The sequence below is a fragment of the Streptomyces sp. NPDC001100 genome (assembly GCF_053598575.1).
In genome coordinates this window covers 34,678-52,734 of the sequence record NZ_JBSFKO010000022.1, presented here as the reverse complement: position 1 = coordinate 52,734, position 18,057 = coordinate 34,678, and the positions used below count along the sequence as shown (strand labels likewise).

The following is an 18,057-nucleotide window of genomic DNA, read 5'->3' as shown; positions in this document are numbered from 1 at the left end:
ACCAGTGCGCTACGACAGTGCGGTGCGCACCGCCCTGACCAGGGCCTGCGCCCGTGGATCAGCCGTCACGCTCTTCCGGAACGAATTCGTCACATACCCGAACGCGATGCCCGAATCGGGGTCCGCGAAGCCCAGCGCGCCGCCTCGGCCCGGGTGCCCGAAGGAGCCGTCGGAGAGGAGCGGGGAGGCGCTGCCGTGCAGCATGTAGCCGAGGCCGAAACGGGTTCCCACCACCAGCACGCGGTCGGGTCCCGTCGAGCGTTCCGTGCGGGCCAGCTCGACCGTCTCCGGAGTGAACAGCCGCACACCGCCGTCGAGTTCGCCGATCAGGGACGCGTAGAAACGGGCCAGGCCGTCCGCCGTCGCGATGCCGTTCGAGGCGGGGAGTTCGGCGGCCCGGTACGCCGCGTCGTTCTCGTCCGGCATCGGGGTGATCGCCCCGAACGCGCGCCGGGTGAGGGAGCCGGGGTTCGCGTACGCCTCGGAGACCGAGCGCTTGGGGCGGACGCGGAGAACCCCCGTGTCCGCAGCCGACGGCGTCTCCACCTGCGCCACCCGGCCCACCCGCCCCGCCTCACCGGACGGCAGCCCCACCCACAGGTCGGCCCCGGCCGGGCTCGCGATCTCGTCCGCGATCCACTCACCGATCGACCGGCCGGTCACCCGCCGCACCAGCTCACCGGTCAGCCAGCTGTACGTCTGCGCGTGATAGCCGTGATCCGTGCCCGGCTCCCAGACCGGCGCCTGCGCCGCCACCGCCGCGGCGCCCTGCACCGGGTCTGCGGCCTGCGCCGGGGTCAGCGGGTGGTCCAGCACCGGCACGCCCGCGCGGTGCGCGAGCAGGTGCCACACGAGGGTGCGTTCCTTGCCGGCCGTCTTGTACTCCGGCCAGTACTCGCCCACCGGGGCGTCCAGATCCAGCTCCCCGCGCTGTGCGAGCAGCAGCAGAGCGGCGGCGGCCACGCCCTTCGTCGCCGAACGGACGATCTGGGCCGTGTCCCGCTGCCAGGGAGCGGTGCCGTCGACGTCCTTGGTGCCGGCCCACAGGTCCACGACCCGGTGCCCGTCCCGGTACACGGTCACGGCCGCGCCCCGCTCCCCGCGCACCTCGAAGTTGGCCGCGAACGCCTCCCCGACCGGCTCGAAGCCCGCGGCCACCACGCCGTTCACGTCCACGTCCGCACTCCTGGTCCCGCCGGTCCGCTGTCCTACCTCAACCAAGCAGGATCGTGACGTCGATGTTCCCGCGCGTCGCGTTCGAGTACGGGCAGACCTCGTGGGCCGCGTCCACCAGCTTCGCCGCGATGTCCGGGTCGAGCACCGGGAGCGAGACGCTGAGGGCGACCGCGAGGCCGTAGCCGCGCTGCTTGTTGGGGCCGATGCCGACCTTCGCGGCGACCGTGGAGCCGGCCAGGTCGAAGCCGGCCCTGCGGCCGACAAGCACCAGCGCGTTGTGGAAGCAGGAGCTGTAGCCGGCCGCGAAGAGCTGCTCGGGGTTGGTGCCGTTGCCGTCGCCGCCCAGTGCCGGGGGCATCGCGACCTGGAGGGCGAGCTGGCCGTCCTGGCTGCTGACATAGCCGTCCCGGCCGCCGTGGGCGGTGGCCTCGGCGACGTACATGATCTTCGTCGGGCGGGTGTCGACGGCGGTGTCGTCGGCCATGGCGGGACCTCCCCCAGAACGGAAACACAGGACGGAAATACAAGAGTGTGCAACTACATCGTGCACAAGGTACTGGCCGGTACGGCGTCAGTGGCTACCAGGGGGTAGCAACCGCCGGTAACCCGAGGTCAGCGGGCCCGTTCCGCCGCCGCCTCCGCGCGCTCCGCCAGCCGCCACAGCTCCGCGCGCAGCCGCACGACCCCCGGCATCTCCAGCTCCGTCGCCGCGAGCAGCGCGCCCGGCACCCGGGCCGCACGTTCCCGCAGCGCACTGCCGCGCTCCGTGCAGGCGACCAGCACCGAGCGCTCGTCATGGGCCGCGCGCTCGCGATGGACGAGTCCGGCCGCCTCCAGGCGTTTCAGGAGCGGCGAGAGAGTGCCGTAGTCGAGACGCAGGGCGGTCGAGAGGTCCTTGACCGGGCTCTCGCCGCGCTCCCACAGGACGAGCAGGACGAGGTACTGCGGGTAGGTCAGCTCCAGTTCTTCAAGGAGCGGGCGGTACGCGGCCGTCAGCGCGCGCTGGGCCGCGTACAGCGCGAAGCACAGCTGCTCGTCGAGGAGCAGCGACCCGGCAACCGTATGGTCCTCGTTCGTCACGCGCCCATTGTCACGGACCGCGGGTCGAACCCGAAGGGCAACTCCAGACGATGGTCCCGCATCAGCGTGTCGTCGGAGAGGAGTTCGCCGGTCGCACCGTCCGCCGCGATCACGCCCTCGCTCAGGATCAGCGAACGCGGGCACAGCTCCAGGGCGTACGGCAGGTCGTGCGTGACCATGAGGACGGTCACGTCCAACGACCGCAGGATGTCGGCCAGTTCGCGCCGGGAGGCGGGGTCGAGGTTGGAGGAGGGTTCGTCGAGGACGAGGATCTCCGGCTCCATGGCCAACACGGTCGCCACCGCCACTCTCCTCCGCTGCCCGAACGACAGATGGTGCGGAGGACGGTCCGCGAAGTCCGCCATGCCCACCGACTCCAGTGCCGTCCGCACCCGCTGCTCCAGCTCGGCGCCTTTCATCCCGGCCGCCGCGGGCCCGAACGCCACGTCCTCCCGCACCGTCGGCATGAAGAGCTGGTCGTCGGGATCCTGGAAGACGATGCCGACCCGGCGCCGGATCTCCGCCATGTGCCGCTTGCCGACCGGGAGTCCGGCCACCGTCACCGTTCCGGCGCCGCCCGTGAGGATGCCGTTGAGGTGCAGCACGAGGGTGGTCTTGCCGGCACCGTTCGGACCGAGCAGGGCGACCCGTTCACCGCGCGCGACCGTGAAGTCGACGCCGAACAGGGCCTGATGGCCGTCGGGGTAGGCGAAGGCCAGCCCGGAGACATCCAAGGAAAGGGAATCGGTCACAGGGTCCATCCCAACAGACATACGACAAGGGCGGCACAGGGCAGTGCGAGGGCCTGCGACCACTGCGTCCGGTCGGCGGTCACCTCGTCGATCACCGGCATGGAACCCGCGTAACCCCGGCTCACCATGGCCAGATGGACCCGCTCCCCGCGTTCGTAGGAGCGGATGAACAGCGCGCCCGCCGACTTCGCGAGCACGCCCCAGTGGCGGATGCCCCGGGCCTCGAAACCCCGGGACTCGCGGGCGATCCGCATCCGGCGCATCTCGTCGGTGATGACATCGCCGTAGCGGATCATGAAGGACGCGATCTGGACGAGGAGCGGTGGGAGCTTCAACCGCTGGAGTCCCAGGAGGAGTTCGCGGAGTTCGGTGGTGGCGGCGAGGAGGACGGAGGCGGCGACGCCCAAGGTGCCCTTGGCGAGGACGTTCCAGGCGCCCCAGAGGCCGTTCACGCTCAACTCCAGGCCCAGGACGGTGACTTGCTCGCCCTCCGCCACGAAGGGCATGAGCACCGCGAAGGCGACGAAGGGGATCTCGATCAGCAGGCGGCGGAGGAGGAAGGCGGCGGGTACGCGGGCCGCGTACGCGACGCACGCGAGCAGCACGGCGTACAGGCCGAACGTCCACATCGCCTCGCGCGGGGTCGACACCACGACCACCACGAACGCGAACACGGCGGCCAGTTTGGTGTGCGGCGGCAGCGCGTGGACCCGCGAGTGGCCGTGCCGGTAGAGGCGATGGGCGTGGCCCGCGCCCATCTCAGGCCGCCTGCGAGGTGCTACGGCGCCTGCGGACCGCCCAGAAGACGCCCGTGCCCGCCACGACCGTCACACCGACGCCGATCACGCCCGCGAGGCCGCCGGAGAGCCGGGCGTCCTCGACATCGCGCACGCCGTAGTCGGCGAGCGGGGAGTCGGCCGAGGCGTGCTCCTTCGCCGCCCGGTCGATGCCCTGGTCGGCGGCGACCTTCTCCAGGCCGTCGGGGTTCGAGGAGGCGTAGAAGCTGACGACACCGGCGAGGAGGAGGGAGGCGGCGAGGCCGGTGATCCACACCCTGCGGTGCGAGGTGCTGCGCACGGGAGCCAACTGGGGCGCGGCGTCGACGAGTTCGCCGTTCACCCGAAGCTTCAGCCGCTGCTCCAGGCCGCGCGCGCCGTGGACGAGATCCGGGCGTACGGCGATCACGGCGCCGACCGTCAGCGCGGTGATCGCGGCCTCGCCGACGCCGATGAGGACGTGCACGCCGATCATCGCGCCGGCGACCTTGCCGAGGGAGACGTCGGTGGTGCCGCCGAGGGCGTAGAGGAGGGTGAAGACGAGGGCGGCGGCGGGGACGGAGAGCAGGGCGGCGGTGAAGGACGCGGCGGTGGTCGAGCGGCGGGTGCGCGGGAGGATCCTGACCAGGCCGCGGAAGACGGCGTAGGCGACGACCGTCGTGGTGATCGCCATGTCCGTGATGTTCACACCGAGCGCGGTCAGGCCGCCGTCCGCGAAGAGGATGCCCTGCATGAGCAGCACGACCGAGACGCAGAGGACGCCGGTGTAGGGGCCGACGAGGATCGCGGCCAGCGCGCCGCCGAGCAGGTGGCCGCTGGTGCCGGCCGCGACGGGGAAGTTGAGCATCTGGACGGCGAAGATGAAGGCGGCGACCAGCCCGGCCAGTGGTGCGGTGCGTTCGTCGAGTTCGCGGCGCGCGCCGCGCAGGCTCACGGCGATGGCGCCGGCGGCGACCACTCCGGTCGCGGCGGACACAGGGGCGTCTATGAATCCGTCAGGGACATGCACGGGATGATTTTAGATGGTTGTTGCGAGTTCTTTGCAAGAGCGAGAAGATCCCCCTTCGTTATGTGAGATCTGTCGCCCCGAGGGGCGCTCCCGGGAAAATATGCGACATTGGGGTAGTGGAAGCGGATGCATAGCTTTCACACAGGTCACTCAGCGTAAGGGGCCGCCCGATGTCCGTAGTCGAACAGTACGCGCGAGCCCATATCGTCACCGACGAGGACGTGGACCGGCTGGACCCCGCCGCCGTCCCGGTCGTCCTGCGGTACGACCCCGAATCCGATCCGCGAACCGTCCGTATCGACCTGCCCGGACCGCATGCCTGGACCTTCGACCGCGAGCTGCTGGAAGAGGGACTGCGTGCCCCGGCCGGCAGCGGCGAGGTGCGCGTGTGGCCGTGCGGACGGGTGCAGGCCGTGGTCGAGTTCCACTCCGAACAGGGCGTCTCCGTCGTCCAGTTCGAGACGAAGACGATCATGCGGTTCCTGCGGCGGACCTATACGGCCGCCGCACCTGTCGGCACCTGAGGCTCAGCCTCCGAGACTGCTGCCCAGCTTCAGCAGCGCCGCCACGATCGGACCCGCCGTGTCGCCGCCGTGGCCGCCCGCCTGGACCACGCCGGCGGCCACGAGGTCGCCCTTGTACGCGGTGAACCAGCCGTTGGGCTTCTTCTGGCCGTCGACCTCCGCCGAACCGGTCTTCGCGCCGTAGTCGGGGCCGAGCCCGGCCATCGCCTTCGCCGCCGTGCCGTAGTCGGCGGTGTACTTCATGACTTCCTTCAGCTCGGCCTGCGTCGTCGACGACATCGTGCGCGAGGCCTTCGCGATCGTGCGGTTGTCGACAGTCGGGGAGACCAGGTACGGCTGGTGGAAGGTGCCCGAGTCGACCGTCGAGGCGACCGACGCCATGTTCAGCGGGTTCATCCGGACCCCGCCCTGGCCGATCAGCGAGGCGCCCATCTGGGCGCCGCTCTGCACCGGGACCGAGCCGTCGAAGGTGGGGACGCCGATGGCCCAGTTGTTCATGCCGAGGCCGTAGACCTGCTGGGCCTCCGTGGTCAGATCGCTGTCGGACAGCTTGGGCGCGAAGTTGATGAAGGCGTTGTTGCAGGAGGCCCCGAAGGCCAGCTTGAACGTGCCCTTCTTGATCTCCGAGTCGTCGTCGTTGTGGAAGGTCCAGCCCGCCAGCTTGTACGTCTTGGGGCAGGGGTGGGACGCGTCCGGGGTGATCAGGTTCTTCTCGAAGAGCATCGTCGACGTGACGATCTTCATCGTGGAGCCGGGGGCCAGCGAGCCCTGGAAGGCCACGTTGAAACCGTGCGAGGCGTTCGCGACGGCCAGGATCTCGCCGGTCGACGGGCGCATCATCACGACCGAGGAGTTCTTCTGCTTGCTGACCTGCGTCTCGGCCGCCGCCTGGAGGGTCGGGCTGAGCGTCGTCTTCACCTTGCCCGGGGTGCCCTTGCTCAGCTCGACGAGGGTCTTGTCGGACTGCTTGGACGTCTTGCCGCGGACCACCCGCAGCTCGATGCCCGCCTTCCCGCCCGCCTTCTTGCCGAACTTCTCCCGCAGCCCGTCCAGCACCGGCCCCAGGGACGGGTACTTGGCCGTCGTCAGCTCGCCGCCGTCCCGGTCGTAGGCCTTGATCGGCGGGGTTCCGGACTCGCCCGTCACCAGGGTGTCGCCGTCCGCTAGATCCGGGTGGACGACGGACGCGTGCCACTGGACGTACGGCTTGCCGTCCTTCGCGCTGCGCACGACCGTGAGTGAAGTGGCGTACGTCATGGGCTTGTTGATGCCCTTGTACGACACCGTGCACTTCACGGAGAAGGGGACCTTGGCGCCGGTGGGGGTCCCCTCGGTGACGGTGATGCCCTTCATGTGGGCGTTCTTGGTGTAGCCGGTGAGCAGCGCGGTGGCCGCCGTCGACTTGTCGGTCACGGCGGCGGCCTGGGCGACCTTGCCCTGCTGCCAGTCGGCCAGGTACCGCTTCGCGGTCGTCTGGACCTCGGCCGCCGTCAACGGGCCCGTCTTGACGGCCTTGTGGTCGGCGGTGGTCGACGTGCGTGCCTCGGCGGACGCCCCGCCGTCGTACAGCGCGTAGGCGCCCACGCCCGCGCCGACGACGGCCACGGCGATGACCCCGCCGACCATGGCGGGTCTCGCCTTCCGTCGCTCGGCGGCGACCTTCTTCTTGCCCCTCGTGCCCACAGTTCCCGATCCTCCGCGAATCCCCTTGGGCCCCCGTCGCCCTCAGCCCTCACACACCCCAACGACCACGCCCACCCTAGAGTCCCGTCCTGTGCGGGTAGTTCACTTTCCCCGGGGAGTGAGTTCAGCCACTTGCCGCCAGTACCGCGCGGACGATCGGGCCGGCGGCGTCGATGCCGTGGCCGCCGTCCTGCGTCATGGCCGCCGCGGCGACATCGCCCCGGTAGCCGGTGAACCAGCTGTTGGACTTCGACTGCCCGTCCACCTCGGCCGATCCCGTCTTGGCGCCGATGTTCGGGCCGAGCCCGGCCATGATCCCGGCCGCGGTGCCGCTGGTCGCGGTGCGGTACATCATCGCCCGCAGCTGCGTCGACGTACTCGCCGACAGGCCCTGCGCGGTGGCCAGTTGGCGGTCGTCGAGGCTCTGCGCGACGAGTACCGGCTGGCGGAACGTGCCCGTCTTCGCGGTCGCCGTCACCGACGCCATGTTCAGCGGGCTCATCTGCACCTGGCCCTGGCCGATCAGGTTCGCCGCGGTGTCCGGGCCGCCGGACGCGGGCACCGAGCCGTCGAAGGACGGGATGCCGGTCTTCCAGTTGTCCCGGCCGAGCCCGAAGCGGTCCTGGGCCTCCTTGGTCAGGGAGTCCACCTTGACCGAGTCGGCGAACTTCACGAACGCCGTGTTGCAGGAGCGCGCGAAACTGTCGGCGAGCGTGGCGTTCTCGTTCGGCTTGAGGCCGGTCAGGTTCTTGAAGGTCTGCTCCTGCCAGACGGCGGTGGTAGGACAGGGCGCCGGTCCGTTCATCGTGGTCAGCCCGTTGTCGATGAGCGTGGCGGCACTGATGATCTTCATGGTCGACCCCGGCGCCAACTGCCCCAGGAACGCGGCGTTGAAGCCGTCGTCGCGGTGGTTGGCGATCGCCAGCACCTGCCCGGTGCTCGGCTGGAGCGCCACGACCGACGACTCCGAGTACTTCGTCACGGCCTTCTCGGCGGCGGCCTGCGCGCTCGCGCTGAGCGTCGTGCGCACCTTGCCGGCCTTGCCCTTCTCCAGGGTCAGCAGCGTGGTGTCGGCCGAGCCCTCGGCCTGGTGCTTGATCGCCAGCTCGATCCCGGGCGAACCGCCCGCCTGGTCACCGTACTTGGAACGCAGCTCGTCCAGGATCGGCCCGAGCGACGGATACTTCTCCTTGGTCAGCACGGTCCCGTTCCGGTCCACGGCCTCGATCGCCGGGCTCGCGGACTCCCCGGTGACGAGCGTGTCGCCGGTCTTCAACTCCGGGTGAACTACGGCCGGTTGCCAGTCGACGAGGGCCCGTCCGGTGGTTTTGCCGCGTACGACGGTCAGTTGGCTCCGGTAGCTGAGTGGCTTCGACTTTCCGTCGTACGACACCGTTGCCTTCACCGTGAACGGCACGGTCGCCCCGGTCGTCGTACCGGGAGTGATCTTCACGGCGGTGATGTGCCCGGCCCCGCTGTAGGACTCCAGCACGGTGTCGGCCGCCGCGTCGTTGTTCGTGTACGACGCCGCCGTCACCGCCTGCCCCTTCTCCCAGGCCGCGAAGAACTTCGCCGTCGTGTCCTTGACCTCCGACGCGCTCGGCGGCCCGGTCTTCACGGGCGCGGGCCCACCGGAACCGCCCACACCCGAACTTCCACCCAACGCGGACACGAGGTTGTACGCCCCGTACCCCGCCCCCGACACCATCACGGCGAACACACTGCCGATGACGGTGGCTTTTACCCCCTTGCGCATGGGTCGTTCCCCTCCCCGTTATCAGTCCCTCGACTGTATGGGGCGTGGGGGAAAGCTGTGAGGGGTGTTGCCTTTTGTTGTCTCAACGGAGACCCACCGAAGAGCGATCAGGCGGGCGCCCCCGCCGCGTCGAGGAGCCGGTGCATGTCCTCGGCGGGAAGCGCGGGATTGCCGGCGACGGAGCCGAGCAGGTCCGGGTCGGCGAGCAGTTCGCGGATCCGAGGCAGGGGCAGCCGCGGGTCCCGGGCGGCCGGCCCGCGCAACCCCCCGTCACGGCTGAGCCGGTCCAGGTCCTCCGGGGTCAGCGCGGGATCACGCAGTGCCAGCCGACGCCGGCGCGGATCAGGGGAGTCCAGGAAACGGGCCGCCAACCCCGCCGACGGGAACCCGGGCTTGGCGATCAGCATCTCCACGGCCCGGTGCGTGCCGTGTAGATACAGGTCGAGCAGCAGCTCCGGCGGCGGCTCGGGATGGAACTCGCACAGCAGCAGCCGTACGGCGAAGTCCTCGTCCCGGGCGAGGAGTTCGACGATGTCCGGTGGCAGGGCCGGGCACACCGCGGCGCTGCGGCGCAGCCAGGTGTGCGCGGAGGTCGCGCACCGGCGCAGGAGGTCGACGTCCTCGCGGGCGTCCCACACCCAGTCCAGCGGGGACAGGCGGGCCTCGGGATCCACGGTGTAGTCGATGGCCGCGCGTTCCGCCTCCGTCAGTTCCTGCCGGGCGGAGACGACGAGCCGGATGTGCGGGTCCGGGTCGACGGCCAACTGCCGTACGAGATCCGGGGGGAGGGAGGGGTTCGCGGCGACTGAGGCCCGGCGCGGCTGGGCCACCAGGTGCTCGGCGAGCTCGCGGCTCAGCCGTCCGGTCTCCAGAACCTGGTACAGCAGGTGGGAGCCGACGAGGCTTTCGAGCAGCCACGCCGTCCGGTCCTCGTCCTCGTGGCAGACGTGCATCGCGGCGGCCTGCCGTACCTCCACGTCCTCGTCCTGGAGCAGCAACTCCCGCGCGGCGTCCGGCAATTCCTCCCACGCGCGGCAGGACGCCCTGCGCAGGACGCTGTCCGGGTGGTCCGCGAGGCCGGCCAGGACACGGGCGGGGACGCTGGACCAGCGGACGGTCTCGTGGCGGATGCCCTCATCGGGGTGCTTCAGCAGCCGCTCGTACGCCCAGTCGGGCAGCGGTTCCACCCGGCGCCGGTAGGGCGTCGGCCCGATGGCGAGGGCGAGAAGGACCTTAGGGTCCGGATCGTCGATGAGCCGGGCGCGCTGAGCCGGGTCGGCGGCGGCGCTGTCGGCGAAGTCCTGGCGGAGCCTGCGATCGGGGTCCGCCAGGATCGCGTCGACGACCTCCAGGGGCAGGTCGGCGCGCTGGGTGAGGGTCCACCGCACGTCCCGGTGGTCAAGTTTGAGCAGTCGCAGCAGCACACTGCCCGGTGACGCGGGGTTCCAGGACAGTGCTCTGACCGCGGCGTCGAGGTGGTCGTCCATGTCGTTCCCCCCGGCCCCACCTACACCCACGTATCCAGCCACATCCGAGACCGCCACTGATCAATAGGAATCGACGTCCCCGTGTACAGCGGCCAGAAGTAGATGAAGTTCCAGGTGATCAGCAGGACCAGTACCCCCGCGCCGACCGCCCCCGTGACCCGGCGGGTGTCGCTGGAGCCGGGTGGGCCGATGATCGCGCCGATCAACATCGCCACCGCCAAGCACAGGAACGGCAGGAAGACGATCGAGTAGAAGAAGAAGATCGTGCGGTCCTGGTAGAGGAACCAGGGGAGGTAGCCGGCCGCGACCCCGCAGGCGATCGCGCCCGCGCGCCAGTCGCGGCGGAAGGCCCAGCGCCACAGGACGTAGAGGATCGCGAAGCAGGCGGCCCACCAGAGGAGGGGTGTGCCGATGGCCAGGACCTCGCGGGCGCACTTGTCGCCGGCGTTCACCGGGCAGCCGTCGGCGCCGGGCGAGGGGGACTCGTAGAAGTAGGAGACCGGGCGGCCGTCGACCAGCCAGCTCCAGGGGTTGGACATGTAGGTGTGCGGCGAGTGCAGGCCGACGTTGAACTCGTAGACCTCGTGCTCGTAGTGCCACAGGCTGCGCAGCCAGTCCGGCAGGACGTGGCTCCAGGTGCCGCCCTTGCCGTCGGTCGCGGCCCAGTTGCGGAAGTAGCCGCCGGTGCCGTTGGCGGGGGAGAGGATCCAGCCGATCCAGGAGGTCAGGTAGACGGCGACGGCGACCGGGACGGTGGCCAGGAAGCCGAGACCGAGGTCGTGCCTGAGGACCGCCACGTACGCGTTGCGGGCGCCCGCGACCTTGCGGGAGCCGACGTCCCACAGCAGCATCATCACGACGAAGGCGGCCGTGATGTAGAGGCCGTTCCACTTGGTGCCGATCGCGAGGCCGAGCAGCAGGCCCGCCGTCCAGCGCCAGGGGCGCCAGCCGAGGGAGAGGGTGTCGCCGGTGTGCGCGTCGGGGCGGACCCGGCCGTAGGCGTCGGCGGGCAGGGCCGCCGCGAGTTTCTCCCGGGCCCTGTCGCGGTCGATCAGCAGGCAGCCGAACGCGGCCACCACGAAGAACATCAGCACACCGTCGAGCAGCGAGGTGCGGGCCATCACGAAGGCCAGGCCGTCCAGCGACATCAGGACGCCCGCGACACAGCCCAGGAAGGTGGAGCGGAAGAGGCGGCGGCCGATGCGGCACAGCATCAGCACGGTCAGCGTGCCGAGCAGCGCCGTCATGAAGCGCCAGCCGAACGGGTTGAAGCCGAAGATCAGCTCGCCGATGCCGATCACGTACTTGCCGACGGGCGGGTGCACGACGTAGGCCGCGTCCGTGGGGATCGAGACGTGCCCGCCTGTCTTCAGGATCAGGTCGTTGGCGTTCTTGTCCCAGTTGACCTCGAAGCCGCGGTGGACCAGCGCCCACGCGTCCTTGGCGTAGTACGTCTCGTCGAATATCACCGCCTTCGGACTGCCCAGGTGGTAGAAGCGCATCACGCCGGCCATCAGCGTGACCAGCAGCGGGCCGCCCCAGCCCGACCAGCGGGTGAGGCGGTCGACGAGCCCCGGCGAGAAGCCGAGCGCCGCCCACAGCCGGGGGCTGGGCTCCGCGTACGGCGGCGTCAACCGGTCCCGTACGTCGCTTCTGGGCCCCGCCGTGTAGCCGAAACGGCGCAGCCGCTGCTGCCACGACGGCCGCTGCTCTTGAGGGGCCTGGCCCTGCCGGGTGTCCGTGGAGGACGCGGTACTGGTCACCGCGCCATCGTAGGGAACAGCGCTGTGTGAGTCCCGTGCATGGGTGGTCTCGGTCCGGATGCGTCCGGATCTGTCGGCCCTGCGAGGATGGGAACGTGACTGGAACCCTTGTTTTGGCGGGCACCCCCATCGGCGACGTTCAGGACGCCCCTCCCCGGCTCGCGGAGGAGCTGGCCGGGGCCGACGTGGTCGCCGCCGAGGACACCCGGCGGCTGCGGCGGCTGACCCAGGCGCTCGGGGTGCAGCCCAAGGGGCGGGTCGTGTCGTACTTCGAGGGCAACGAGTCCGCGCGGACACCCGAGCTGGTCGAGGCCCTGGTGGGCGGGGCGCGGGTGCTGCTGGTGACCGACGCGGGGATGCCGTCCGTGTCCGACCCGGGGTACCGGCTGGTCGCCGCCGCCGTGGAGAAGGACATCAGGGTGACCGCCGTACCGGGGCCGTCCGCGGTGCTCACCGCGCTCGCGCTGTCGGGGCTGCCGGTGGACCGGTTCTGCTTCGAGGGGTTCCTGCCGCGGAAGGCGGGCGAGCGGCTGTCGCGGCTGCGGGAGGTGGCCGGTGAGCGGCGCACCCTCGTCTACTTCGAGGCGCCGCACCGGCTCGACGACACCCTCGCCGCCATGGCCGAGGCGTTCGGCGCCGAGCGGCGGGCCGCCGTGTGCCGGGAGCTGACCAAGACGTACGAGGAGATCAAGCGCGGCCCGGTCGGCGAGCTCGCCGCGTGGGCGGCGGAGGGCGTGCGCGGCGAGATCACCGTCGTGGTGGAGGGGGCGCCGGAGCAGGCCGAGGAGCTCGGCGCGGAGGAGCTGGTGCTGCGGGTGCGGGTGCGCGAGGAGGCGGGGGAGCGGCGCAAGGAGGCGATCGCCGCGGTCGCGGTCGAGGCGGGCGTTCCCAAGCGCGAGGTGTTCGATGCGGTGGTGGCCGCCAAGACCGCGCAAAAGCCCCTCTGAAACCTCCGCGGAAGCCCCTCTGAAGCCTGCCCGAAATCCCCGCCGAGCCCGCCCGGAAATCCGCCCTGAGCTGGGGCGGAATCCCCTCTGAGCAGGGCGCTCCTCCCATGAGCGTGCGCCCCATGGCGGGGCAAAGCGCGGTCGCCGAATGCAAAGTCCCGACCGGGTCGGAAGGGCGATTCGACAAGGAAAGTCCAAATCGCCTCCAACAGTCGACAGGACTGGTGCGTTCGCCCTGCCCGAGGCGTCCACTGGAGTGAGGGACGCACCCGTCCCTCGCCTCCATCGGGATTCCGGGGGGAATCCCCTCGCGGGGGCGCTTGTCCAGCGGAAGTCAAGCAGGAGCTGGCATGAGTGAGATCGCAGGGCAGACCGGCCTCCGGGGCGCTGCCACCGCCGTGGTGAACGAGTCGTACTCCTTCGCCTGCATGCGGTGCGGGCACGGCTGGGAGCAGGCATACGAGATAGAGCACCACGTCGACACCGACGGCCACCAGTTCGTGATGTACGTGGCGGACGGCCAGGTCGTGCCGTCGCCCCTGAGCCGCCCCGCGTGCCACAACTGCGACGGGCATGTCGTGCGCATCATGCGGGCGGGCCAGGTGTCGTCGGTACGGGACGCGGCGCAGCGGCAGTACCAGGCGCCCCGGCCCCGGGCGGCAGCGGCGACGGAGGACGGTACGGACGCCACGGACGAGACCGTGACCCCGCTGCCGGAGACTGCGGACCACCACTGGCACCTGTCCGACCTGCTGCACCCCTTCCACCACCACCGCAAGGCGAGCTGACCGCCTCCGGCGACCGGGTGGGCATGCCCCTTTCGTAGGATCGGGGCATGCCTGCCTCCAGCGACAAGAACGCGGCGCCTCCGCTCCCGGAGCCCCTCCGGGTGCCCGTCGCCGACTCCCACACCCACCTCGACATGCAGTCCGGCACGGTGGAGGAGGCGCTCGCCAAGGCGGCCTCGGTCGGTGTCACGACGCTCGTGCAGGTCGGCTGCGACGTGAAGGGCTCGCGCTGGGCCGCCGATACGGCCGCCCGGTACGACGCGATCCATGCGACGGTCGCCCTCCACCCGAACGAGGCCCCGCGCATCGTGCACGGCGACCCCGACGGCTGGTCGAGGCAGGGCGCCCGTGTCCCCGGCGGCGACACGGCCCTCGACGAGGCCCTCGCGGAGATCGACCGGCTGGCCGGACTCCCGCACGTCAAGGGCGTCGGCGAGACCGGCCTCGACTACTTCCGCACCGGACCCGAGGGCAAGGCGGCGCAGGAACTCTCCTTCCGCGCCCACATCGAGATCGCCAAGCGCCACGGCAAGGCCCTGGTCATCCACGACCGCGACGCCCACGCCGACGTGCTGCGCGTCCTCAAGGAGGAGGGCGCTCCCGAGCGGACCGTCTTCCACTGCTACTCCGGTGACGCCGAGATGGCCGAACTCTGCGCGAGCGCCGGGTACTTCATGTCGTTCGCCGGCACCGTCACCTTCAAGAACGCCCAGAACCTGCGGGACGCGCTCGCCGTGGCGCCCCTGGAGCTGGTCCTCGTGGAGACCGACGCCCCGTTCCTCACGCCGGCCCCCTACCGCGGACGGCCGAACGCGCCCTATCTCGTCCCGGTCACGGTCCGCGCCATGGCCGCCGTCCGGGGCATCGACGAGGACGCCCTGTCGACGGCCCTCGCGGCGAACACGGCCCGAGCCTTCGGCTACTGAGGCTCCACCGAGCCCCGCCGCCCCTTTCGAACACAACCCTGAGTAGCCGCGTCGCTTTGGAGAGTGACGGTCGCTCCGCTAGGTTCTGTTGGCCCGATCCGGACCCGTCTGGCCTTCTGGAGCGTGTCGGCGTGAGCAACTACGAGACCTACGAGACGTACGACCGCGGTGTGCGCGCCGATGTGTACACCGACGAGTACACCGACGCGACCCAGGTGTACGAGGACACGTACCGGCCCGCCTACGAGGCGCCGGAACCCGTGTTCCCGCGCCAGGCGGTGACCGTCGCGCCGGGTCGGGCGGACCGCAGACGAAGAGCCGACCGCACGGGCGGCTCCACGGCGGCCACCGTGCGCCGGCTGGTCCCGCAGGCCCTGGTCGTCGCCTTTCTCGCCGGCGGCACCACCGCGTTCGTCGCCAAGGACAAGGCGATCGAGCTGAACGTCGACGGCCACCCGCGCACCCTGCACACCTTCGCCGACGACGTCACCGAACTCCTCGCCCAGCAGGGCGTCGAGGTCGGCGAGCACGACGTGGTGGCCCCCGGCCCGGACGCGGACCTCGCCAGCGGCGACGAGGTCGCGGTCCGCTACGGCCGCCCCGTGCGCCTCACCCTCGACGGGCACCGGCGCGAGGTGTGGACCACGGCCCGCACGGTCGACGGCGCCCTCGAACAACTCGGGGTGCGCGCGGAGGGCGCGTACCTCTCGGCCTCCCGCTCCCAGCCCATCGGCCGCGCCGGACTCGCCCTCGACGTGCGCACCGAACGCACCGTCACGATCATGGCCGACGGCCGCGCCCGCACGATCCGCACCAACGCGGCGACGGTCGGCGAGGCGGTCCAGGAGGCCGGCATCGGCCTCCACGGCGAGGACACCACCTCGGTCCCGCCCGAGAGCTTCCCGCGTGACGGGCAGACGATCACGGTCCTGCGGATCACCGGCACCCGAGAGGTCCGCGAGGAGCCGATCCCCTTCCGGGTGGAACGCACCGACGACCCCACCCTCTTCAAGGGCACGGAGGTCGTCGAACGCGCCGGCCGCCCGGGCCTGCGCCGCACCACCTACGCCCTGCGCACGGTCAACGGCGTCAAGGAGAAGCCGCGCCGCATCGACGAGGAACTCGTCCAGGAACCCCGCCCCCAGCTGGTGAGGGTCGGCACCAAACCGATGCCCACCTCGGTACAGGGCGCCGACCAGCTCAACTGGCATTCCCTCGCCACCTGTGAGTCCGGCGGCCGCCCCGGCGCGGTGGACCCCTCCGGCACCTACGGCGGCCTCTACCAGTTCGACACCCACACCTGGCACAGCCTGGGCGGGTCGGGCCGACCCCAGGATGCTTCGGCGGAGGAACAGACGTTCAGGGCGAAGAAGCTGTACGTGCGCAGGGGCGCGAGCCCATGGCCGCACTGCGGAACGAGGCTGCACGGCTGAGGAGGGACGGGGGATGGGAGGCGCAGCCCCCATCCCCCAGGGGCTCGGGGCTGTGTCGATTTGCGGCCCTGCCGCGTGGGCGCGACCAGCCACAGCGGACCGGCAGACGAAGAACCGCCCCGTAACCTAGGTACGTGAGCAGCAACCCCGACGCCCTCCTGGGCCCAGCCGACATCCGCGAGCTGGCGGCAGCCTTGGGCGTACGCCCCACCAAGCAACGCGGCCAGAACTTCGTGATCGACGCGAACACCGTCCGCCGCATCGTCCGCACCGCGGACGTCCGCCCAGACGACGTGGTCGTGGAGGTAGGCCCGGGCCTCGGCTCGCTCACCCTCGCGCTGCTGGAAGTCGCCGACCGCGTCACGGCGGTGGAGATCGACGACACCCTGGCGAGCGCACTGCCGGCGACCGTAACGGCCCGAATGCCCGAGCGGGCCGACCGCTTTGCGCTGGTCCACTCCGACGCGATGCAGGTGACCGAACTCCCCGGCCCGCCCCCCACCGCCCTGGTCGCCAACCTCCCGTACAACGTGGCCGTACCGGTCCTCCTCCACATGCTGGAGCACTTCCCGACCATCGAGCGCACCCTGGTGATGGTCCAGGCGGAGGTCGCCGACCGCCTCGCCGCGCCGCCCGGTTCGAAGGTGTACGGCGTCCCGTCCGTGAAGGCGAACTGGTACGCCGAGGTCAAGCGGGCCGGCTCCATCGGCCGTACCGTCTTCTGGCCCGCACCGAACGTGGACAGCGGCCTCGTGTCCCTCACCCGCCGACCGGAGCCGCTGAAGACCACCGCCGACCGCCGCGAGGTCTTCGCCGTGGTCGACGCGGCCTTCGCCCAGCGCCGCAAGACGCTGCGGGCCGCGCTCGCCGGCTGGGCAGGCTCGGCGGCGGCGGCCGAGACGGCGCTCGTCGCGGCCGGGGTGTCCCCGCAGGCGCGCGGCGAGTCGCTGACGGTCGAGGAGTTCGCACGCATCGCGGAACACAAGGCTGAACCCAAGGAGTCCGAGTAAGTGAGCGTGACGGTCCGCGTCCCCGCCAAGGTCAACGTCCAACTCGCGGTCGGCGCCGCGCGCCCCGACGGCTTCCACGACCTGGCCAACGTCTTCCTCGCGGTCGGCCTGTACGACGAGGTCACCGTGACCCCGGCCGACGAACTCCGGGTCACCTGCTCGGGCCCGGACGCGGCCCAGGTCCCCCTGGACCGAACGAACTTGGCGGCGAGGGCGGCCGTAGCACTCGCCGGGCGGTACGGCCGCAGCGAGGCCGTGCACATCCACATCGCCAAGGACATCCCCGTGGCCGGCGGCATGGCGGGGGGCAGCGCGGACGGCGCGGGCGCGCTGATGGCCTGCGACGCGCTCTGGGGCACCGGCGCCTCGCGGGCCGAACTGCTGGACATCTGCGCCGAGTTGGGCAGCGATGTGCCGTTCAGCCTGGTGGGCGGGGCGGCGCTGGGCGTCGGGCGCGGGGAGAAGCTCACCCCACTGGAGGTCGGCGGCACCTTCCACTGGGTGTTCGCGATGGCCGACCGCGGGCTGTCGACCCCGGCGGTGTTCCGGGAGTTCGACCGCCTGGCGGAAGGGGCCGACATCCCCGAACCCGTCGCCTCGCAGCCGCTGCTCGACGCGCTCGCGAAGGGCGACCCGGACGCGCTGGCCGCCGCGGTCTCCAACGACCTTCAGCCGGCGGCCCTTTCGCTCTTCCCGGAACTGGCGGACACCCTCGCCGCGGGCCGCGCCGCGGGCGCCCTCGCAACTCTCGTCTCCGGCTCGGGTCCGACGACGGCGTTCCTCACCCGCGACCCCGGGTCGGCCGCGAAGGTCGCGCAGGCGCTGACGGCCTCCGGAACATGCCGGACGGTACGTACGGCGGAGGGTCCGGCGGCCGGTGCGACCGCGATCGCCCGACCTTCACGCGGGGTCCACGGAAACCTTGCCTGAACTGCGAAAATGCGCAT

The 18,057-nt window shown here is 71.2% G+C and carries 17 protein-coding genes; 7 read left to right on the top strand and 10 right to left on the bottom strand.

Going from position 1 to position 18,057, the window contains the following annotated elements; all coding sequences use genetic code 11:
- Positions 1-9: 9 nt before the first annotated feature.
- From ACWDEW_RS28945 to ACWDEW_RS28920, 6 genes are all read right to left on the bottom strand, one after another.
- Complete coding sequence (locus tag ACWDEW_RS28945) at positions 10-1,176, bottom strand: serine hydrolase domain-containing protein (RefSeq protein WP_450516343.1); 1,167 nt, start codon at positions 1,174-1,176, stop codon at positions 10-12.
- Between the two features lie 37 nt (positions 1,177-1,213).
- Positions 1,214-1,660, bottom strand: a complete 447-nt coding sequence (locus ACWDEW_RS28940) for an organic hydroperoxide resistance protein (protein WP_450516341.1) — start codon at positions 1,658-1,660, stop codon at positions 1,214-1,216.
- Between the two features lie 128 nt (positions 1,661-1,788).
- Positions 1,789-2,256, bottom strand: coding sequence for a MarR family winged helix-turn-helix transcriptional regulator (locus ACWDEW_RS28935; RefSeq protein WP_450516340.1), 468 nt, complete (start codon positions 2,254-2,256; stop codon positions 1,789-1,791).
- Entirely contained in the window at positions 2,253-3,029 is a 777-nt protein-coding gene (locus ACWDEW_RS28930; protein ID WP_450516338.1) for an energy-coupling factor ABC transporter ATP-binding protein, read from the bottom strand. The genes ACWDEW_RS28935 and ACWDEW_RS28930 overlap by 4 nt, the downstream gene beginning before the upstream one ends.
- Positions 3,005-3,766, bottom strand: coding sequence for a cobalt ECF transporter T component CbiQ (gene cbiQ / locus ACWDEW_RS28925; RefSeq protein WP_450516336.1), 762 nt, complete (start codon positions 3,764-3,766; stop codon positions 3,005-3,007). Before cbiQ ends, ACWDEW_RS28930 begins: the two co-directional genes overlap by 25 nt.
- A gap of 1 nt (position 3,767) precedes the next feature.
- Positions 3,768-4,793: an energy-coupling factor ABC transporter permease gene (locus ACWDEW_RS28920; protein ID WP_450516334.1), complete on the bottom strand. Its 1,026-nt coding sequence runs from the start codon at positions 4,791-4,793 to the stop codon at positions 3,768-3,770.
- 170 nt (positions 4,794-4,963) lie between these two features.
- On the opposite strand from ACWDEW_RS28920, the gene ACWDEW_RS28915 reads away from it, so the two are divergent.
- On the top strand, positions 4,964-5,317 hold the full coding sequence (locus ACWDEW_RS28915; RefSeq protein ID WP_019066592.1) for an SsgA family sporulation/cell division regulator: 354 nt from the start codon (positions 4,964-4,966) through the stop codon (positions 5,315-5,317).
- 3 nt (positions 5,318-5,320) lie between these two features.
- Here ACWDEW_RS28915 and ACWDEW_RS28910 read toward each other — a convergent pair whose 3' ends face one another.
- The 4 genes from ACWDEW_RS28910 to ACWDEW_RS28895 all read right to left on the bottom strand — a co-directional run bounded on the left by ACWDEW_RS28910 (position 5,321) and on the right by ACWDEW_RS28895 (position 12,006).
- Positions 5,321-6,943 (bottom strand): penicillin-binding transpeptidase domain-containing protein, encoded by a 1,623-nt coding sequence (locus ACWDEW_RS28910; RefSeq protein WP_450516486.1) that lies wholly within the window; start codon positions 6,941-6,943, stop codon positions 5,321-5,323.
- Between the two features lie 181 nt (positions 6,944-7,124).
- The gene (locus tag ACWDEW_RS28905; RefSeq protein WP_450516332.1) at positions 7,125-8,756 is read right to left on the bottom strand and encodes a penicillin-binding transpeptidase domain-containing protein; all 1,632 of its coding nucleotides are present in this window, start codon (positions 8,754-8,756) and stop codon (positions 7,125-7,127) included.
- Positions 8,757-8,863: 107 nt separating this feature from the next.
- The gene (locus tag ACWDEW_RS28900) at positions 8,864-10,243 is read right to left on the bottom strand and encodes a hypothetical protein (RefSeq protein ID WP_450516330.1); all 1,380 of its coding nucleotides are present in this window, start codon (positions 10,241-10,243) and stop codon (positions 8,864-8,866) included.
- Between the two features lie 20 nt (positions 10,244-10,263).
- Entirely contained in the window at positions 10,264-12,006 is a 1,743-nt protein-coding gene (locus tag ACWDEW_RS28895) for a dolichyl-phosphate-mannose--protein mannosyltransferase (protein WP_450516329.1), read from the bottom strand.
- Between the two features lie 95 nt (positions 12,007-12,101).
- On the opposite strand from ACWDEW_RS28895, the gene rsmI reads away from it, so the two are divergent.
- The 6 genes from rsmI (at position 12,102) to ACWDEW_RS28865 (ending at position 18,040) form a co-directional block, all read left to right on the top strand.
- Positions 12,102-12,953, top strand: coding sequence for a 16S rRNA (cytidine(1402)-2'-O)-methyltransferase (gene rsmI, locus ACWDEW_RS28890; protein WP_450516327.1), 852 nt, complete (start codon positions 12,102-12,104; stop codon positions 12,951-12,953).
- Positions 12,954-13,303: 350 nt separating this feature from the next.
- Positions 13,304-13,741: a hypothetical protein gene (locus tag ACWDEW_RS28885; RefSeq protein ID WP_450516325.1), complete on the top strand. Its 438-nt coding sequence runs from the start codon at positions 13,304-13,306 to the stop codon at positions 13,739-13,741.
- Between the two features lie 47 nt (positions 13,742-13,788).
- Complete coding sequence (locus tag ACWDEW_RS28880) at positions 13,789-14,667, top strand: TatD family hydrolase (protein WP_450516323.1); 879 nt, start codon at positions 13,789-13,791, stop codon at positions 14,665-14,667.
- Between the two features lie 131 nt (positions 14,668-14,798).
- Positions 14,799-16,100: a ubiquitin-like domain-containing protein gene (locus ACWDEW_RS28875; protein ID WP_450516321.1), complete on the top strand. Its 1,302-nt coding sequence runs from the start codon at positions 14,799-14,801 to the stop codon at positions 16,098-16,100.
- A gap of 134 nt (positions 16,101-16,234) precedes the next feature.
- Positions 16,235-17,110, top strand: a complete 876-nt coding sequence (gene rsmA / locus ACWDEW_RS28870) for a 16S rRNA (adenine(1518)-N(6)/adenine(1519)-N(6))-dimethyltransferase RsmA (RefSeq protein ID WP_450516319.1) — start codon at positions 16,235-16,237, stop codon at positions 17,108-17,110.
- Complete coding sequence (locus tag ACWDEW_RS28865) at positions 17,111-18,040, top strand: 4-(cytidine 5'-diphospho)-2-C-methyl-D-erythritol kinase (protein ID WP_450516317.1); 930 nt, start codon at positions 17,111-17,113, stop codon at positions 18,038-18,040.
- The last annotated feature ends 17 nt before the right edge of the window (positions 18,041-18,057 follow it).